The sequence below is a fragment of the Kocuria sp. BT304 genome (assembly GCF_003290245.1).
GTDB lineage: Bacteria > Actinomycetota > Actinomycetes > Actinomycetales > Micrococcaceae > Kocuria > Kocuria rhizophila_A.
In genome coordinates this window covers 1401837-1418279 of the sequence record NZ_CP030039.1, presented here as the reverse complement: position 1 = coordinate 1418279, position 16443 = coordinate 1401837, and the positions used below count along the sequence as shown (strand labels likewise).

Sequence of the window (16443 nt, the reverse complement as noted above, 5' to 3'; positions counted from 1 at the left end):
GTTCCGGGGTTTTCTCATGCCCGGGGCATGTTCGGCCGCGGTTCCCACGGCCCGGCGCCGCCCATCGAGTGCGATGCGTGACCGAGGGCCCGCAGGATCCGGGTGAGCCAGTCGTAGCCGACCATCCCCAGCATGGCGCGCCGCACCACCACCTCCCTGGAGGGGGCCTCCGTTCCCGCCGCGCTGTTCGACGGCGTGGCCTCGTGCTGGGGCCCTCGCCGGTCACCCCAGCTGAACGAACAGGTCCTGGACGAGGGGTTCCTCGTTCGCCGGCTCCCCGGACGCAGCAGGGCGGTCCGGGCAGGGCGCGGCGGGGAATCCCGCCGAGATCGCCTGCGCAACCTCCAGACAGTCCACCACCGGGCGCCGCGGGTCGTCGATCAGTGTCACCAGGGCCCGCATCGCCGCGCTCGTGGCGGAAGGGCGTGCGAGCATCATCCGGGCGTACCGCAGACCCCGCGCCGCTCCCACCGGGGAGGCGTGAGCGGGGCGGGCACGACGCGGCCCGGCCGCCTCCGGCCGCGGGCGTTCGGTGGCCCCGGCGTCCAGTCGTCAGGCGTTCCGTGGCCCCGCGTCCAGCCGGGCGGCGATCAGTCGGCCGCGGCCTCCAGCACGCCGGCCGCCACCGCGAGGTCCTGCCAGCTCATCCCCACGCACTTGAACACGCGCGGCCGGTCCTCGGCCACGGCCGTGCGTCCCACGACGACGTCCGCGAGCGGCACGAGCGCGTCCTCCTGCAGCGCCCCGTGGGCGACTGCCTGGATCACGTCCCCCGCCTCCCGCAGCGCGGTCCCGCGGTCCTCCACGACCACCTGGGCGCGCTCCATCAGTGCGTCGTCCAGCTCCCGGGCGCCGGGCTCGTGGGATCCCATGGCGACGACGCACGCTGAGTCCCGGACCAGCGTCCCGTCGAACAGCGGCTGGGACGCCGAGGTCGCGCACACCACGATGTCCGCCGAGCCCACCTCGTCCGCGTCACCCGCACGGGCCGTCAGCCCGAGGGACCGTGCGTGCTCGAGGGCCGCCTCGACCTTCTCCGGGGACCGCCCGCACACGACCACCTCGTCCAGTGCCCTGACGTCCGCGAACGCCTCGATGTGGGACAGCGCCTGCGGACCGGTGCCGAACACCATCAGGGTGCGGGCCCCCGGGGCCGCCAGGTGCTCGGCGGCCAGTGCGGAGATCGCCGGTGTGCGCAGCGTGGTGAGCGCGTTGCCCTCCATCATGGCGCGCACGGTGAGGGTGGCGGTGTCCAGCAGCAGGTAGGTCGCCTGGATCCGTGGCAGGCCCCGCTGCGGGTTGCCCGGGGAGACCGAGGCCACCTTGACGCCGCTCCACGGCCCCAGCACGGAGGGCATGAGCAGCATCTGGCCCTCCCCCGCCGCCACGTTGTCACGGGCGGGATCCTCCTCGGGGCGGAAACCGCTCCGCAGGGTCTCGGCCAGCAGCTCGCGGGCCCGCCGCGGACTCACGGCGTCGAGGATCTGCCGGGCGGTAAACCACCGCGGTGTGCTCTCCGAGGTGCTCTGCTGGGGCTGGGTCATGCGGGGTTTCTCCTGAAGTGGTGGGACGGGCGGGCGCGCGCTCGGCGAACCCGGGGACGCCGCTGCCCCGCACGACGGGCCGGTCGAACGGGGCAGCGGAGCAGGGCGAGGCCCCCGGGGGACGCCACGCGGCGGCGTCGTCCCCCGTGCTCACCGACGACGACGGCGCGTCACAGCATGCAGGACACGCAGCCCTCGACCTCTGTGCCCTCGAGCGCCAGCTGGCGGATCCGCGAGTAGTACATGGTCTTGATGCCCTTGCGCCACGCGTAGATCTGCGCCCGGTTGATGTCCCGCGTGGTGGCGGTGTCCTTGAAGAACAGCGTCAGCGACAGGCCCTGGTCCACGTGCTGCGTGGCCGCGGCGTACGTGTCGATGATCTTCTCGAAGCCGATCTCGTACGCGTCCTGGAAGTACTCCAGGTTCTCGTCATTCATGAAGGGCGCCGGGTAGTACACGCGCCCCAGCTTGCCCTCCTTGCGGATCTCGATGCGCGAGGCGATCGGGTGGATCGAGGAGGTGGAGTTGTTGATGTACGAGATGGAACCCGTGGGCGGCACGGCCTGCAGGTTCTGGTTGTACATCCCGTCCGCCATGACCTTCTCGCGCAGCTCACGCCAGTCCTGCGCGGTGGGCAGCGCCACACCGGCGCGCGCAAAAAGCTCGCGGACGCGGGCGGTCGCAGGCTCCCACGTGCCGTCGACGTACTTGTCAAAGTACGTGCCGTTCGCATAGTCGGACTTCTCGAAGCCCACGAAGGACTCCCCGCGCTCCTTGGCGATCAGGTTCGACGCCCGGATCGCGTGGTACGTCACGGCGTAGAAGTACATGTTCGTGAAGTCCACGCCCTCCTCGGAACCGTAGAACACGTGCTCCTTGGCCAGGTACCCGTGCAGGTTCATCTGGCCCAGGCCCACCGCGTGGGACATCTGGTTGCCGCGGCGGATCGAGGGCACGGAGTCGATGTTGGACATGTCCGACACTGCGGTGAGGCCGCGGATCGCGGTCTCGATGCTCGCCCCGAAGTCCGGGGACTCCATGGCCATGGCGATGTTCATGGACCCCAGGTTGCACGAGATGTCCTTGCCCACCTCCGCATAGGTGAGGTCCTCGTTGTAGACCGAGGGCTCGGAGACCTGCAGGATCTCGGAGCACAGGTTGGACATGATGATCTTGCCGTCGATCGGGTTGGCGCGGTTCACCGTGTCCTCGAACATGATGTACGGGTAGCCGGACTCGAACTGCACCTCCGCGACGGTCTGGAAGAACTCGCGGGCGTTGATCTTGGTCTTCGTGATCCGAGAGTCGTCCACCATCTCGTGGTACTTCTCGCTCACGTTCACGTCCGCGAAGGGCATTCCGTAGATGCGCTCCACGTCGTACGGCGAGAACAGGTACATGTCCTGGTTCTTCTTCGCCAGCTCGAACGTGATGTCCGGGATGACGACGCCGAGCGAGAGGGTCTTGATGCGGATCTTCTCGTCCGCGTTCTCGCGCTTGGTGTCCAGGAAATTGAGGATGTCCGGGTGGTGGGCGTGCAGGTACACAGCACCCGCGCCCTGACGGGCCCCCAGCTGGTTCGCGTAGGAGAACGAGTCCTCCAGCAGCTTCATGACCGGGATGACGCCCGAGGACTGGTTCTCGATCATCTTGATCGGCGCACCGGACTCGCGCAGGTTCGTCAGCGCGAACGCCACACCGCCGCCGCGCTTGGACAGCTGCAGCGCCGAGTTGATGTTGCGCCCGATGGACTCCATGTTGTCCTCGAAGCGCACCAGGAAGCACGAGACCAGCTCGCCGCGCTGCTTCTTGCCCGCGTTGAGGAACGTGGGAGTGGCCGGCTGGAAGCGACCGGAGATGATCTCGCCCACCAGACGCTTCGCCAGGGTCTCGTCCCCGTCCGCGAGGTAGAGGGAGACCATGACCACGCGGTCCTCGAAGCGCTCCAGGTAGCGCTGTCCGTCGAACGTCTTCAGCGTGTAGGACGTGTAGAACTTGAACGCGCCCAGGAAGGTCTGGAAGCGGAACTTGTAGCCGTACGCCTGCTTGGACAGCTCCTTGATGAACTCCACGCTGTACTTCTCAAGCACCTCGGCCTCGTAGTACTGGTGGTCCACCAGGTACTTGAGCTTCTCCTCGAGGTCGTGGAAGAACACGGTGTTCTTGTTGACGTGCTGCAGGAAGTACTGCCGCGCGGCCTGACGGTCCGCCTCGAACTGGATGTTGCCCTCGGCGTCGTAGAGGTTCAGCAGGGCGTTGAGCTCGTGGTAGCCCAGACCCCGGTACTGCTCGGGGCACGTGGGATCCTCGTGACCGGGCTCGACGCTCACTCCCGGGGTTTCGTGAATGCTGGCCAAAACTCTTCCAATCCTTGGGTGACTTTTTCGACGTCCTCGTCCGTGCCCATGAGCTCGAACTTGTACAGCAGGGGGACCTGGCACTTGGTGGCCACCTTCTCCGCGGCCACGCAGAACAGCGGCCCGAAGTTGGTGTTGCCCGCTCCGATCACACCCTTGAGGTGGGCCCGAGAGGGGGCGTCGTTGAGGAACTTGACGACTTGCGGGGGGACCGATCCCGCTCCCCCGGGGCGACCGTAGCTGGGCACAGCGAGCACGAACGGCTCCTCGATCCGGGGAGGGGGTTCGGACGTCCTGAGGGGCAGCCGGATGGAGCGCACCGGCAGCTTGGCGATGAAACGGTCCGTGTTGCGGGTGACGGAGGAGAAGTACACCACCAGGGGTGCGTCCTCCCCCGCCGGCGCGGGATTCCGATCGTGTTCCCGCTCCTTCGCCCGGGCGAGAACCGAGGCAAGAGCACTCATGGGCGGATCACTTCGATTCTGGGGGGATCGTGTCCGGGGATCGTGCGTGCGGAGAGCGGTTCCCGGCAGGGTCCTGGAACCGTCTGCCGGGACCGCCTCCCGGGGCCGGCCGGTCTCCGGTGTCCGACCGGGCAACGGTCGGACGGTGACCGGTGAGCCGCCGGTCGGTGCGCGGCCGGTTCCCGGCGACCGGTCCACGAGCGGGCGAGGGAGCTGGATGCGCCACGACCGGCTGCGCGGGTGGCGGCTGGTGCGAGTCCTGCCGGTGAGCGAGCCCCGCCGGTGAACGAGCGCGGGGCCGGTGGGCGGGCAGCCGGTCAGTGGTGCCGCCCGAGGGCCGGGCGGTGGCGTCCGGCCCGGTGCTCGGCTCAGGCGGAGAGCAGCAGGGCCAGGGAGTTGATCTTGTCCGGGCGGAACCCGGACCAGTGCTCGGAACCGGTCTCCACCACGGGGACCTGCTGGTAGCCCAGACCCACCACGTGCTCGTACGCGGCGGTGTCCTCGGTGACATCCACCACCGTGTAGTCGATGCCCTTCTTGGTGAGGGCACGGTAGGTGGCGTTGCACTGGACGCACGACGGCTTGGAATACACGGTGACTGACATAGCCCATTCTCCTTGCGGGAAGTACCTTTTGCTCCGGCGTTCCCGGGGCCGTGGGGCTCGTGAACCGGGTGGTGCGCCAGACGATTGAACATCTGCGTCAATACTACATCTAGTGGCGCACATGGACAGGACACCCAACATGATGTGGTCACGTGTTCCACAGGGGGTCGCGTGTTTTCCCCCGTGTTGTCCACAGGACGGGGCGGCGCGGACCGCGTGATCCCGCGGTCCGCGCCGCGGTCGGTGTGGATAAGAGCTGTTCCGGAACTCACCGAAAAAGTTTTCGGCCGCCGCTGCGGGCGCACGGCCGGGTGGGCGCAGCGGCCCTCCGGACGGGCAGGGCGCACCTGCCGGAGCGGGCTCAGAGCAGCCCGGCGTCCCGCAGCTGGTCCGAGATGGAGGCGCCGTCGTTGGCCTCGAGCCACAGCACGCCCTCGGGCACCGTGACCTGGTGCCGGTCCGAGACGCGGGCGCCCGCGGCGAGCACGGCCTCGGTGGGTGAGAGGTTGCGGATCACGATGGCCGCCACGGACTCCGGGTGGCGCTGGGCGAAGCCCGAGTAGATCTGCGGGTCGTGCTGACCGTCGTCCCCGATGAGGATCCACTTCACGTGCGGGAAGTTGGTGGCCAGACGCTGCAGGTTCTGCACCTTGTGCTGTGCGCCCGAACGGAACCACCGCTCCGTGGTGGGCCCCCAGTCCGTGAGCAGCAGCGCACCCGCCGGGTAGGCGTTGCGGGTGAGGAAGCGGCGCAGCGTGGGGGCCACGTTCCACGCCCCCGTGGAGAGGTAGAGGAACGGGGCGTGCGGGTGGCTCCGTCGCAGCCGGTCCATCATGGTGGACATCCCCGGGGTGGGGGTGCGGGCGTGCTCGTTGGCCACGAAGGAGTTCCACGCCGCGAGCAGGGGCCTGGGCAGCGCCGTGACCATCACGGTGTCGTCGACGTCGCACACGACACCCAGGTGCTGCTGGTCCGAGACCACGGTGATGGTGGCCTCGGTGACGTCCGAGCCCTCCGCCTGCATGTAGATGGTGTGCACCCCCGGGGCCATGGAGACGTTGAGGTCCACGTCGATCACGCCCCCCTTGTCCGCCACGAAGTGGAACTCGTGGTCCCCCAGCCACACGTTCACGTGCGCGAAGGCGTAGGGGACGGAGGAGAAGGAGCGCCACCCGCGGATGGACTCGGCGGCGTCGTCGGTCTCGCCCACCAGCGAGCGGGTCTTGAGCAGCACACGCCCCAGGGCGCGGACGTAGCGGGGACTGCCGTAGCCGTCGAACGCGAGCATGGTGGGGATGTCCCCCCGCTGCACCGCACGCCCCTGCCGCCACCGCTGCAGCTTCTGGTCGAAGCGGTAACCGAGGTTGATGGCCTGCTCCGTGACCTGGTCCACGGACGGCAGCAGCTCCCCTGCACCGGTGTTCTTCGCCATGGCTCTCAGTGTTCCACAGCACTCGCGGTGTGCCGCACCGTGCCGTTGCGCGTCCGCGGTGTGTCATGGGCGGTGTCATCGCACACCCGCCCCGTGCCCGGACGCCTTCTGAGTGGTGGCCCGCGGCCCGCTGCCGTGCCCCCGGGGCTGCCGCGCCCGTGCCGGCCCGTCGCGCCGCGGCGGCCGCGAGGGGGTGGGGCACGATCCCAGCAGCGTGCGGGGGTCGGGGAGGGTCTCCGGGCGGGAGAGGTCCCAGGCCCGGACCGCCTGGATCCCGATCCCGCGGGGGCCCGTGCGTCGTGTGTGGCCGTGGACCAGCAGCAGCGTGGGAGCGAAGAGCACCTCCCCGGAGGCAGCCTGCGCCTCGTCGAAGAACGTGCAGTCCACCGCCCCCGAGCCGTCGTCCAGGGAGATGAAGACCACGCGTCTGCCGCTGCGCATGGGAGGGGTCATGGTGGAGACCCGCACACCGGCCACGACCACCTCGCTGCCGCTGCGCAGCCCCAGCAGGTCCTGCGCCCGTGTGGCACGGTAGGCGCGCACGAGCTCGGCATGGGAGTCCATGAGGTGGGCGCTGACCTCGATGTCCATGGTCTCCATCTCCGCCCGCACCCTCTCCTGCGGGGTGAGCTCGGGCAGCCGGGCTGGCAGGGACGTCAGGTCCACGTCCCCCAGGGGCAGTGCGAGCTGCCCCTGGCCCGGCCCGGTGCGTCCCGCGGACCCCCGGGCCGGGAGCTGCGCCCGGTCCGTCAGGAAGTGGACCATGTCCGCGCGGGAGGCACGGGTCCCGGAACCGTGCAGCAGCCCGTCGAGGGCCCCGGCCGTGGCGAGGCGCTGCAGGCTCCGCCGGGAGGGCCGGGCACGGGCGCGGACCGCGGCGAGGTTCTCGTAGGGCTGCCCCGCGAGGAGCCGCTCGATCTCGGCGGAGCTGACCCCGGTGATGGCACTCAGGGACATCCGGATCCCCCAGGCACCGTCCTGCGTGTGGGGGATCCCCGCGTCCAGGTCCCCGGAGACCACGGTGCCGGGCCGGGGCGTCACCGCTTCCACGCGGTGGTGCTCCCCGCTGCGGTTGACGTCCGGTCCCAGCACGGGGATGCCCATGCGGCGGGCCTCCCCCACGAGCAGCCGCGCCGGGTACATCCCAGGGTCGTGCTCCCACACCCCCGCCATGAAGGCCTCCGGGTGGTGCGTCTTCAACCACGCGGACTGGTAGGTGGGCACTGCGAAGGCCACCCCGTGGGCCTTGCAGAAGCCGAAGCTGCCGAACGCGTGGAGGATCTCCCACACGGTGTCGATGACGGCCCGCGTGTAGCCCCGGGCACGTGCGCCCTCCCGGAAGGCGGTCTCCACCGGCTCCTCGCCGGGGGAGCCCAGCAGGCGGCGCCAGACGTCGGCGCGGCCCAGGCCGCACCCGGTCATCCGGTCCATGATCCGCATGATCTGCTCGTGGTAGACGGCCACGCCGCGGGTCTCGGCGAGGACCTCCTCGAGGTCCGGGTGGGGGTACACGGGGGTGGACCAGCCGTGGCGGGCGTCCAGGTAGGGGCGGACCATGTTGGCCTGCATGGGCCCGGGGCGGAAGAGGGAGATGTCCACGACGAGGTCGTTGAACTCCTCGGGGCCCATCGTGCCGATGAGCTCGCGCTGCCCGGGGGACTCGATCTGGAAGCAGCCCAGGGTGTGGGTGGAGCTGATGAGGCGGAAGGTGTCGGGGTCGTCGCGGGGCATGGTGTCCAGGTCCGGGAGCGCCTCGTGGGGGTGCAGCCGTGCGACCTCCGCGACGGCGTGGGCGAGGGTGGACTGCATGCGCACGCCCAGGATGTCGAGCTTGATCAGCCCCATGGGGTCCATGTCGTGCTTGTCGTACTGGGACATGGGCAGCCCGATTCCGCTGGCCTGCACGGGGGTGCGGTCCAGCAGGGTGGTGTCGGAGAGGATCACCCCGCACGGGTGCATGGAGATGTGGCGGGGCAGCCGGTCGAGGCGCTCGGTGAGGTCCACCAGCAGGTCCATCTGCCGGTTGTCCCTGAGGCGCTGCGCGAGGGGAGCCAGCTCGGGGCGGCGGGAGATCTCCTCGCGCAGCGTGCCCCCCGGAACCCGCCACAGCTGACCCGCCACGTGGTCGACGTCCTGCGGGCCGAGGCCGAGGGCGAGTCCGGCGTCCCGGACGGCACCGCGGGAGCGGTAGGCGTTCTGCATGCTCATGAGGGTCACGCGGCGGGGACCGAAGCGTTCGAAGATCCGGCGGTAGACGTCGTGGCGGCGGGCGCTCTCCATGTCGATGTCGATGTCCGGGAGGTTGGGGCGCAGCGGTGAGAGGAAGCGCTCGAACACGAGGTCGTACTCGAGGGGGTCCGCGGGTGAGATCCCGAGCAGGTGCACCACCAGGGAGGAGACCCCGGAGCCGCGCGCGGCGTGGCGCACGTCCATGGCGCTCATCAGGTCCGAGACCTCTCCCACGGTGAGGAAGTACCCGGCGAACCCCAGCTGGGAGATCACGGACAGTTCGCGCTCGAGCCTCTCGCGCAGGGACTCCCTGTTGAGCCCGGGGACGGTGCGGTCCCAGTCCTCCCCGGCGTGCAGCCGGGCGAGACCGGCGTAGCAGCGCCGGGCGAGCTCGCGGTCCGGGTCCCCGCTGAGGCCGAGGACGGAGGCCTCCGGGATCATGGGGGTCCCGATGCCGAGGTCCCCCTGCGGGTCCAGGCGGCAGCGTTCGGCGAGGTGGTGGGTGTCCACGAGCAGCCGGGCGGGGGTGTCCCGGTCCACGCGGGCGGCGGTGACGATCTCGTGGGCGAGCCGTTCCATGCGCGGGCCGTCCTTGAGCCAGCCCTGGCCGTTGGGCTGCAGCACCCCACGGTCCGCCCCGGCGAGCTCGTCGAGGGACATGAGGGTGCGGGCGGCGTCGAGGACGTCCGCGGTGACGGCCTGCCCCGGGTGGGCGTAGCGCACGGCGTTGCTGAGCACCACGGGCACGTCCGCGGCGCGCCCGAGCTCGTAGAGGCGCACCGCGTGCCCCGTGCTCAGCGCCTCGCCCTGCGGCGCCAGGTGGGTGGTGGTCTCCACCACGAGGGCACCGGGTGGCAGCCGGGCACGCCAGCGGTTCAGGGCCTCCCGCGCGCCCCGGTAGTGCCGCCGGGCCAGCAGCCTGCCGGCGTCCGAGTCCGGCCCCACCAGCACCACGAGTCCGGGCTCCCCACTGCGGGCGGCGCGGTGCACGTGGCGCGCGAGCTGCGCGGCGGTGAGGCCGATGGGGCTGGCCGCGGCGCGGTCGTGGGAGCGGTGGGCGGCCGAGACCAGCCGGCACAGCGCCGCGTACCCGGACCCGCCGTCGTGCCCGGTGGCCAGCACCACCACCCGGCCGACCACCCGCGGCGCCGCCGTGCGCCGGCCCCCACGGGCCGCGGCAGACCCCGGGCGGACCGGGCCCGCACTCCCTGAGCCGGGGCCGCTCCCGTTCCCGCGTGCCGGAACGGGGTTCCCGCCCGGCCGCACGGCGCCGCCGCGCTGCGGTGTGCTCCCTGCACGCGGGCGCGCCCCGCCCGGTGCACCCGCGTGCTGCACGGGTTCCCGCAGCAGGGCGAGGTCCACCCCCAGCACGGGGGCGATCCCGTGCTCCTGACACGCCAGCACGTGCTTGACCGCACCGTAGAGACCGTCCCGGTCCGTGCACGCCAGGATCTCCGCGCCCTGCCCGGCGGCCGCCCGCGCGAGCTCCTCCGGGCGTGCCACGCCGTAGTGCGCACTGAACGCGGACGCCACGTGAAGATGAGGGAACCACATGCCCCTATTCGAAACTGTGTTCGAACATCTGTCAACCGAGGTGGGCACCTCCAACGGCGCCCCGGTGGGCTCCACGGCCACGGGATCACACACTGACACGCAGCAGCTGCCACTGCTCGGTGGCCTGGTTGCGTGTGAGCTCGAAGGTGCGGGCCACCGCCGCGCCCGCCTGGACGGCCTGGACCCGCCAGCGCTCCCGGTCCACCGCGCTGGTGCGGCTCTCGCGGGGCACGCGGGCCTCCACATCCCACCATTTCCGGCGTTCGAACCAGTGGATCACCGGTTCCAGCACGCGCTGCTCCCGGCCGTGGTAGACCAGTTCGCACGGGTTCCCCACGGCGTCGCAGCGCACCGAGACATCCTCCGGGGCAGGTTCTGCCCCCCACTCCCCCGCGGCCCCGGCCGCCTCGGGGTCGAGGGCGGCCCCGATCACGGGAACCGTGTCCCACGGGTCCTCGAAGCTCTCGATCTGCCGCATGTCCAGCACCGTCATGATGCGCCGTCCTCCCCAGGTGTTCGAACCTTTATTCGACTCCTGAGACGGTGCCAAGGCCGTCCGACACGCATAAGCGACCGCGCCCAGGGCATGCCCCCCACTCCCCCGGCCGTGCCATCGTCGGCACGCGCTCGGAGCCACGGTCGGACGTCACACGGAGGGCAGGTCCTCAGCGGGGCGCGGTCGGACACCACCGGGCGGGCACGTCCCCAGCACCGGCACGCCTCGGTGCGACCGACGTGGACGTGCTCAGGAGCGGGGGCGACCCCACCGGGCGGCCAGGTGCCACAGCTGCGTGAGGGGCAGCGGCTCGTACCGACCGCTACGAGCCGCCTCACCGATGATGCGCGCGTCGATGACGTGGCCGCGGGCGCCGAGCCGCGGCAGTTCTCATGGGTGCCGAGGGTCGTCAGGTCGAGGACGCGTCCTTCGTGCCGCTCGAGGGGGATCCGAAGTCGGCGGGCCGCCCCTCGACGCTCAGGGGTTCCACCGTGCAGAGCGGCATGTGCGGGGACCACACGGCATCCGGCGGCGTCCGCAGCATGCGCCCACCCCTGCCCGGATCCGGTCGGGGATGTGGCAGTCACGTCCTACGCGTGGTGCTCCGAGCGCATCAGGGCCACGGCGAGCACGGAGCTGAGGCAGCACGCCGCGAGGAAGGTGGCCGCGCCCCACGTGGCCCCGCCGGACGCGGTGATCAGGGCCGCAGCGACGAGCGGACTGAACCCAGCCACGACCGCCCCGTTGGTCTCGCGCGCCAGGGCGATGCCGCTGAAGCGCTCCGCCATGGGGAACAGCCCGGCCAGGAACGTGCCCTGCGCCCCGGAGGTGCACGCGACCACGAGTCCGTACCCCACGCCGATGGCCACGGTCGCGAGCACCGTGTCCCCGGACGCCAGCGCGCGGAACAGCGGGAAGGCTCCCAGTGCGCCGAGCAGGGATCCCACGGCCAGCACGGGTCGCGCCCCGAACCGGTCCGCGGCAAGTCCCCCCAGGGGAGTGGTCAGCACACCGCACACGGAGCCGATGCTCACCGCCAGCAGCGCCGAGCCGCGCGGCATGCTCACGGCCGGGGAGGTCATGAAGGACAGCGAGAACACGGCCAGGATGTAGTTCAGGGCGTTGTGACCGGCCAGCGCGAAGAACCCCGCGAGCACGGCCCTGGTGTGGTGGCGCAGCAGCTGCAGCAGCGGCACCTTGCGCCCCTGCCCCTGCTGCCGCGCCCGGGCCAGGGCTGCCTCGTACTCGGGACTCTCCTCGAGCTTGGCGCGGATGAACACCGCGAGCGCGAAGAGCACGGCCGAGGCCAGGAACGGGACGCGCCACGCCCAGGCGAGCAGGGCGTCGTCGCCCTGGGACGCCGCCCAGAGGAACGCGACGGACGCCAGCACGATGCCGGCGGGCGGTGCGAAGAGCACCAGGGAGGTGTAGAGGCCGCGGCGCCGGGGCGGGGCGAACTCGGCCACGAGGGTCATGGCCCCGGCGAGCTCGGCGCCCGCGCCCATGCCCTGCAGCAGCCGCAGCAGCACGAGCAGCACGGGGGCGGCCGCGCCGATGGCCAGGTGGATGGGCAGCAGGCCGATGCCCACGGTGGCCACGCCCATGAGGACCACCGTGAGCATCATCGCGGGGCGGCGCCCGTGGCGGTCCCCCACGTGCCCCACCAGGACGCCTCCGAGAGGACGCGCCACGAATCCCACGGCGAAGGTCGCGAACGCGGCAAGGGAGGCGCCTGCGGACGATCCCGCGAAGAAGAGCGGCCCGATCACGAGCCCCGCGGCGGTGCCGTAGAGCGCGTAGTCGTACCACTCGATCACGGTTCCCACGATGGCCGCGAAGAGTGCCCTGCCCGCGCCGGGGCGCGCCGATGTCCGTGCTGTGTCCTGGTTCACGGGCCCACCCTTCGACCCTGCCGGGACTGGGATGTGTCGCGCCTCACGTCAGCGGGCCGTGTCGGGGGACGACGCCGCCCGCGGACCTGACGAGCCCGCCGCGCCAGTCGTCCGCTCCCGGCGAGCCGCACGCCCCCACGGGCCCCGGCTGCAGCACCACATGCTGCGCCACCGCCCTGCGGCTCCACGCCCTTTGCCGTGCCGAGCGGCCGCGCGTCCCCGGCCCTGCGGGCGGCTACGCCTCGAAGATGGCACGCCCGAAGTGGTCCTCCGGGTCCTCCGAGAGCCCCGCCGGGACGGCGAAGAGCCCGGAGCCGGTGTGGCGCAGGTACTCGCTCAGGGCGTCCTGGCGCGCGAGTCTGTTCTGCATGGGCACGTAGCCCGTGGCGGGGTCCTTGACCATGGCGATGAAGAACAGCCCCACGTCCATGTTGCCCACCGAGTCGGTGCCGTCGGCGTAGTTGTAGCCGCGGCGCAGCATCTGCACCCCGCCGTTGCTGTCCGGGTGCGCGAGGCGCACGTGGGAGTCCACGGGGATGATGGGCTGGTGGCCGGATCCCGCCATGGAGAGGTCCACGGGGGTGAACTCCTCCCCGCCGGACAGCGGGGCACCGGTGCCCTTGGTGCGTCCGATGATCTTCTCCTGGCCCATGAGGGACTCCCGGTCCCAGGTCTCCAGGATCATCCGGATGCGGCGGGCCACCAGGTACGTGCCGCCGTCCAGCCAGGAGCCGTCCCGCACCCACACGTGCTGGTCGATCTGGTCGGGGTCCTCGGCCTTGAGGTTGGCCGTGCCGTCCTTGAACCCGAAGAGGTTGCGCGGGGTGGCCTGCTCCGTGGAGGTCGAGGAGGTGCGCCCGAAGCCCAGTTGCATCCACCGGGTGGACACGATCCCGAAGCCCATGCGGATCAGGTTGTGCACCGCGTGCACGGCCACCTGGGGGTCGTCCGCGCACGCCTGGATGCACAGGTCCCCGCCCGTGCGGTGCTCCTCGAGGCGGTCCCCCGGGAAGTGGGGCAGCTCGATCAGGGCCTCCGGCAGGTGCTCGGCCAGCCCGAAGCGGTCCTTGCCGGAACCGTCCCGGAACAGCGAGCGCCCGAAGCCCACGGTCACGGTGAGGTGGGCCGCGGAGAGGTCGTGGGCCTCCCCCGTGTCCTGGGGCGGGGCGTGGTCGGAGCCGCCGTCGAAGCCGTTCTCGGTGACGTCCAGGCCCTGGGTGATCCTCCGGCACGCCGCGGTCCATTTGCGCAGCAGCGCCACGAGCTCCGCGCGGTCCTTCGTGAGCACGTTCAGGGAGGCGAAGCACAGCCGGTCCTGGGCGGGGGTCACGATCCCGGCCTGGTGCGCGCCGTGGAAGGCCACGACGTCGTCGGGGGCCCGGGTGCCGAGGGCGTCCCCGACGGCGGCGACCGCCGGTGGGCCGGCGAGTCCCAGCCCGGCACCCACCGCGAGCGCACCGGCTCCGGTGCCGAACAGGGCGCGGCGGGACACGGCCCGCCGCGCGGGGACGTCCTGGTGCGGGGTGGCCACGGTCTACTCGACCACCTTGTCGGTCACGGTGGACAGCGGTTCGGACAGGGCGTTGACGGCGTCGGAGAGCTCCTTGACCTGGGCCTTGGTGAGCTGGTCGTAGGTCACGAAGCCGTCCCCGCGCCTGTGCTGGTCGAGCAGCTTCTGCAGCTCGGCGAAGCGGGTCTTCAGGGTGCTGTCCAGCTCGGGGTCCCGCTTCTGGAGCAGCGGCGAGAGGTCCTCCCAGGCGATGCGTGCGCCGTCCACGTTGCCCTGGAAGTCCCACAGGTCCGTGTGGGACCACGCCTCCTCCTCGCCGGTGACCTTGCCGGTGGCCACCTCGTCCAGCAGCTCCTTGGCGCCGTTGGAGAGCTGGTCCGCGGTGAAGGTGATGCCGCGGGTGCGTTCGTGGAGGGTCTTCGTGTCGCTCACGAGCTGCTCGCCGAGTGCGTCCCGGTCCTTCTGGGGCAGGGCGGTGTAACCGGTCCGGGGAGGCCAGAGGTCCTTCTCGATGCGGTGCCACCCGGTCCACGTCTGGCCCTCCTCGAGGTCCGCCTCGCGCAGGTCGAGCTTGGGGTCGAGGTCCCCGAAGGACTCGGCCACGGGCTCGATGCGCTCCCAGTGCATGCGCACGGGCGCGTAGAGCTCGCGGGCGCGGGCGTCGTCGCCGGCCCGGTAGGCCCGCGCGAACTCCTCGGTGCCGGAGAGCAGCTGCTCGCTCTGGTCCTTGACGTAGGAGGCGTACTGGGTGGTGGCCTGCTCCTTGAGCTGGCCGTCCTCAGCGTCCGCCGCGGACGCGCCGTCGCCGGCGGTCACGGTGAACTCGTGGCGGATCCCGTCCCCCACCATCCCGGGTTTGCACGCGGTGGAGTACGTCCCCTGGGGTGCGGAGACGGTGAGCGTGCGGTTCAGCCCGGGGGCGATGTTCTCCACCTCCCCCACGATGCGCAGCCCGTCCTTGCCCAGCAGGTAGAACTCGGTGACCTTGCTGCCCTCGTTCTTGACGTCGAAGCGCAGGGTGCCCGAGGGCGCCTCGGTGGCGGAGACCTTGCACTCGTCGTCGGTGCTCGTCACGGAGATCGCGCCGTCGCCCGCGCCGCCCGACGGGTCGTTGGGCTGGCACGCGGAGAGGCTGAGGAGCAGCCCGGTGGCGGTCACCAGGGCGGGAAGGGTCACGGCGGTACGGGGCATGGTGGTCCTCGGTCTCGGCCGTCGGCGACGGCGGGGTGGGTCTGAGATGGATGGGGCTGCGGTGGGTGGTTCCGTGCTGCTGCGGTTCCGTGCCTCTGTGGCTCGGGTGGCGGCCGCGGGGACGACGACGCCGCACGGTCGCCGCCCGCAGGTCACCGCCGGACGGCGCGGGGCCGGCCGGCGGAGGCTCAGGCGGAGGGTGCGGTGGCCGTGGCGGTGGTGTCCCGGGCCACGGCCACCCTGGTCGCGGGGCGGGTGCGGCCACCGCGCGAGCGCACCACGAACAGCGGCATGACCACCAGCACGTAGGCCCACCACACGCCGAACTCGAGCCACGTGGTGGCCGGTGAGAAGTTGAAGACGCCCTTGAGCAGCACCCCGTACCAGCTCGTGGGAGGGATCGCCGCGGAGACGTCGAAGGCCAGGGAGTGCAGTCCGGGCAGCACCCCGGCCTCCTGCAGGTCGTGGAAGCCGTAGGCGAGCACCCCGGCGGCGATGACCACCAGGAACCCGCCCGTCCAGCGGAAGAAGGTGGAGAGGTTGAGCCGGAGGAGCCCGCGGGTGATGGCCCACGCGATGAGCACGGCCACGAGGATGCCGAGCACCGCGGCCAGGGTGGGTCCGAGCATCCCGCCCGCCCCGCCGGTGGCGCGCGTGGCAGCCCACAGGAACAGTGCGGTCTCCAGGCCCTCGCGGCCCACCGCGAGCGCACCCAGAACCGCGATGCCCACGGCGGAGCCCTCGACCGCCACGGCGGCGCGGGACTCGAGCTCGTGCTTCATGTTCCGGGAGGCGGCCGCCATCCAGAAGATCATCCAGGTCACGAAGCCCACCGCCAGGATGGACAGGGAGCCCCCGATCAGCTCCTGGGCCTCGAACGTGAGAGTGGAGGGGCCGAAGGTGAGGACCGCTCCGAACGCGAGGGACACCGCGACCGCGGCCGCGACCCCGAGCCACAGGGGTCGCAGGGCGGCCGGGCGGCCCACCCGGTGGAGATAGCTGATGAGGATGGCCACGATCAGGGCCGCTTCGAGCCCTTCGCGCAGGCCGATCAGGAAGGTTTGGAACATGGCCCCGTCTCGTATTCCCCTAAGGTTAGGCACGCCTAACATCGATGGTGACACGGTAGCACGCGGCGGCCGGGGCGCCCGGGCCCCGGCGCGAGTGCG

At 71.5% G+C, this 16443-nt stretch carries 11 protein-coding genes; all 11 read right to left on the bottom strand.

Annotated features, from left to right (window positions below):
- Window positions 1–590: 590 nt before the first annotated feature.
- The 11 genes from DNL27_RS06345 to efeU all read right to left on the bottom strand — a co-directional run bounded on the left by DNL27_RS06345 (window position 591) and on the right by efeU (window position 16344).
- Window positions 591–1544 carry an ornithine cyclodeaminase family protein gene (locus DNL27_RS06345; protein WP_112235032.1) on the bottom strand — a complete coding sequence of 318 codons (954 nt, stop codon included), beginning with the start codon at window positions 1542–1544 and terminating at the stop codon, window positions 591–593.
- 170 nt (window positions 1545–1714) lie between these two features.
- The gene (nrdE, locus tag DNL27_RS06340; protein WP_112235031.1) at window positions 1715–3874 is read right to left on the bottom strand and encodes a class 1b ribonucleoside-diphosphate reductase subunit alpha; all 2160 of its coding nucleotides are present in this window, start codon (window positions 3872–3874) and stop codon (window positions 1715–1717) included.
- Window positions 3871–4365, bottom strand: coding sequence for a class Ib ribonucleoside-diphosphate reductase assembly flavoprotein NrdI (nrdI, locus tag DNL27_RS06335; protein ID WP_229565607.1), 495 nt, complete (start codon window positions 4363–4365; stop codon window positions 3871–3873). Before nrdI ends, nrdE begins: the two co-directional genes overlap by 4 nt.
- A 368-nt stretch (window positions 4366–4733) precedes the next feature.
- Entirely contained in the window at window positions 4734–4970 is a 237-nt protein-coding gene (gene nrdH, locus DNL27_RS06330) for a glutaredoxin-like protein NrdH (RefSeq protein WP_012398226.1), read from the bottom strand.
- A gap of 361 nt (window positions 4971–5331) precedes the next feature.
- Window positions 5332–6402: an App1 family protein gene (locus DNL27_RS06325; RefSeq protein WP_112235030.1), complete on the bottom strand. Its 1071-nt coding sequence runs from the start codon at window positions 6400–6402 to the stop codon at window positions 5332–5334.
- 75 nt (window positions 6403–6477) lie between these two features.
- Window positions 6478–10185 carry a DNA polymerase III subunit alpha gene (locus DNL27_RS06320; RefSeq protein WP_112235029.1) on the bottom strand — a complete coding sequence of 1236 codons (3708 nt, stop codon included), beginning with the start codon at window positions 10183–10185 and terminating at the stop codon, window positions 6478–6480.
- Window positions 10186–10270: 85 nt separating this feature from the next.
- On the bottom strand, window positions 10271–10678 hold the full coding sequence (locus tag DNL27_RS06315; protein WP_050738042.1) for a DUF6504 family protein: 408 nt from the start codon (window positions 10676–10678) through the stop codon (window positions 10271–10273).
- 593 nt (window positions 10679–11271) lie between these two features.
- Window positions 11272–12573: an MFS transporter gene (locus tag DNL27_RS06310; protein ID WP_112235028.1), complete on the bottom strand. Its 1302-nt coding sequence runs from the start codon at window positions 12571–12573 to the stop codon at window positions 11272–11274.
- A gap of 235 nt (window positions 12574–12808) precedes the next feature.
- Window positions 12809–14104, bottom strand: coding sequence for an iron uptake transporter deferrochelatase/peroxidase subunit (efeB, locus tag DNL27_RS06305; RefSeq protein WP_012398220.1), 1296 nt, complete (start codon window positions 14102–14104; stop codon window positions 12809–12811).
- A gap of 3 nt (window positions 14105–14107) precedes the next feature.
- Window positions 14108–15274, bottom strand: coding sequence for an iron uptake system protein EfeO (gene efeO, locus DNL27_RS06300; protein ID WP_204360281.1), 1167 nt, complete (start codon window positions 15272–15274; stop codon window positions 14108–14110).
- Between the two features lie 188 nt (window positions 15275–15462).
- Window positions 15463–16344, bottom strand: coding sequence for an iron uptake transporter permease EfeU (efeU, locus tag DNL27_RS06295; protein WP_012398218.1), 882 nt, complete (start codon window positions 16342–16344; stop codon window positions 15463–15465).
- Window positions 16345–16443 lie beyond the last annotated feature (99 nt).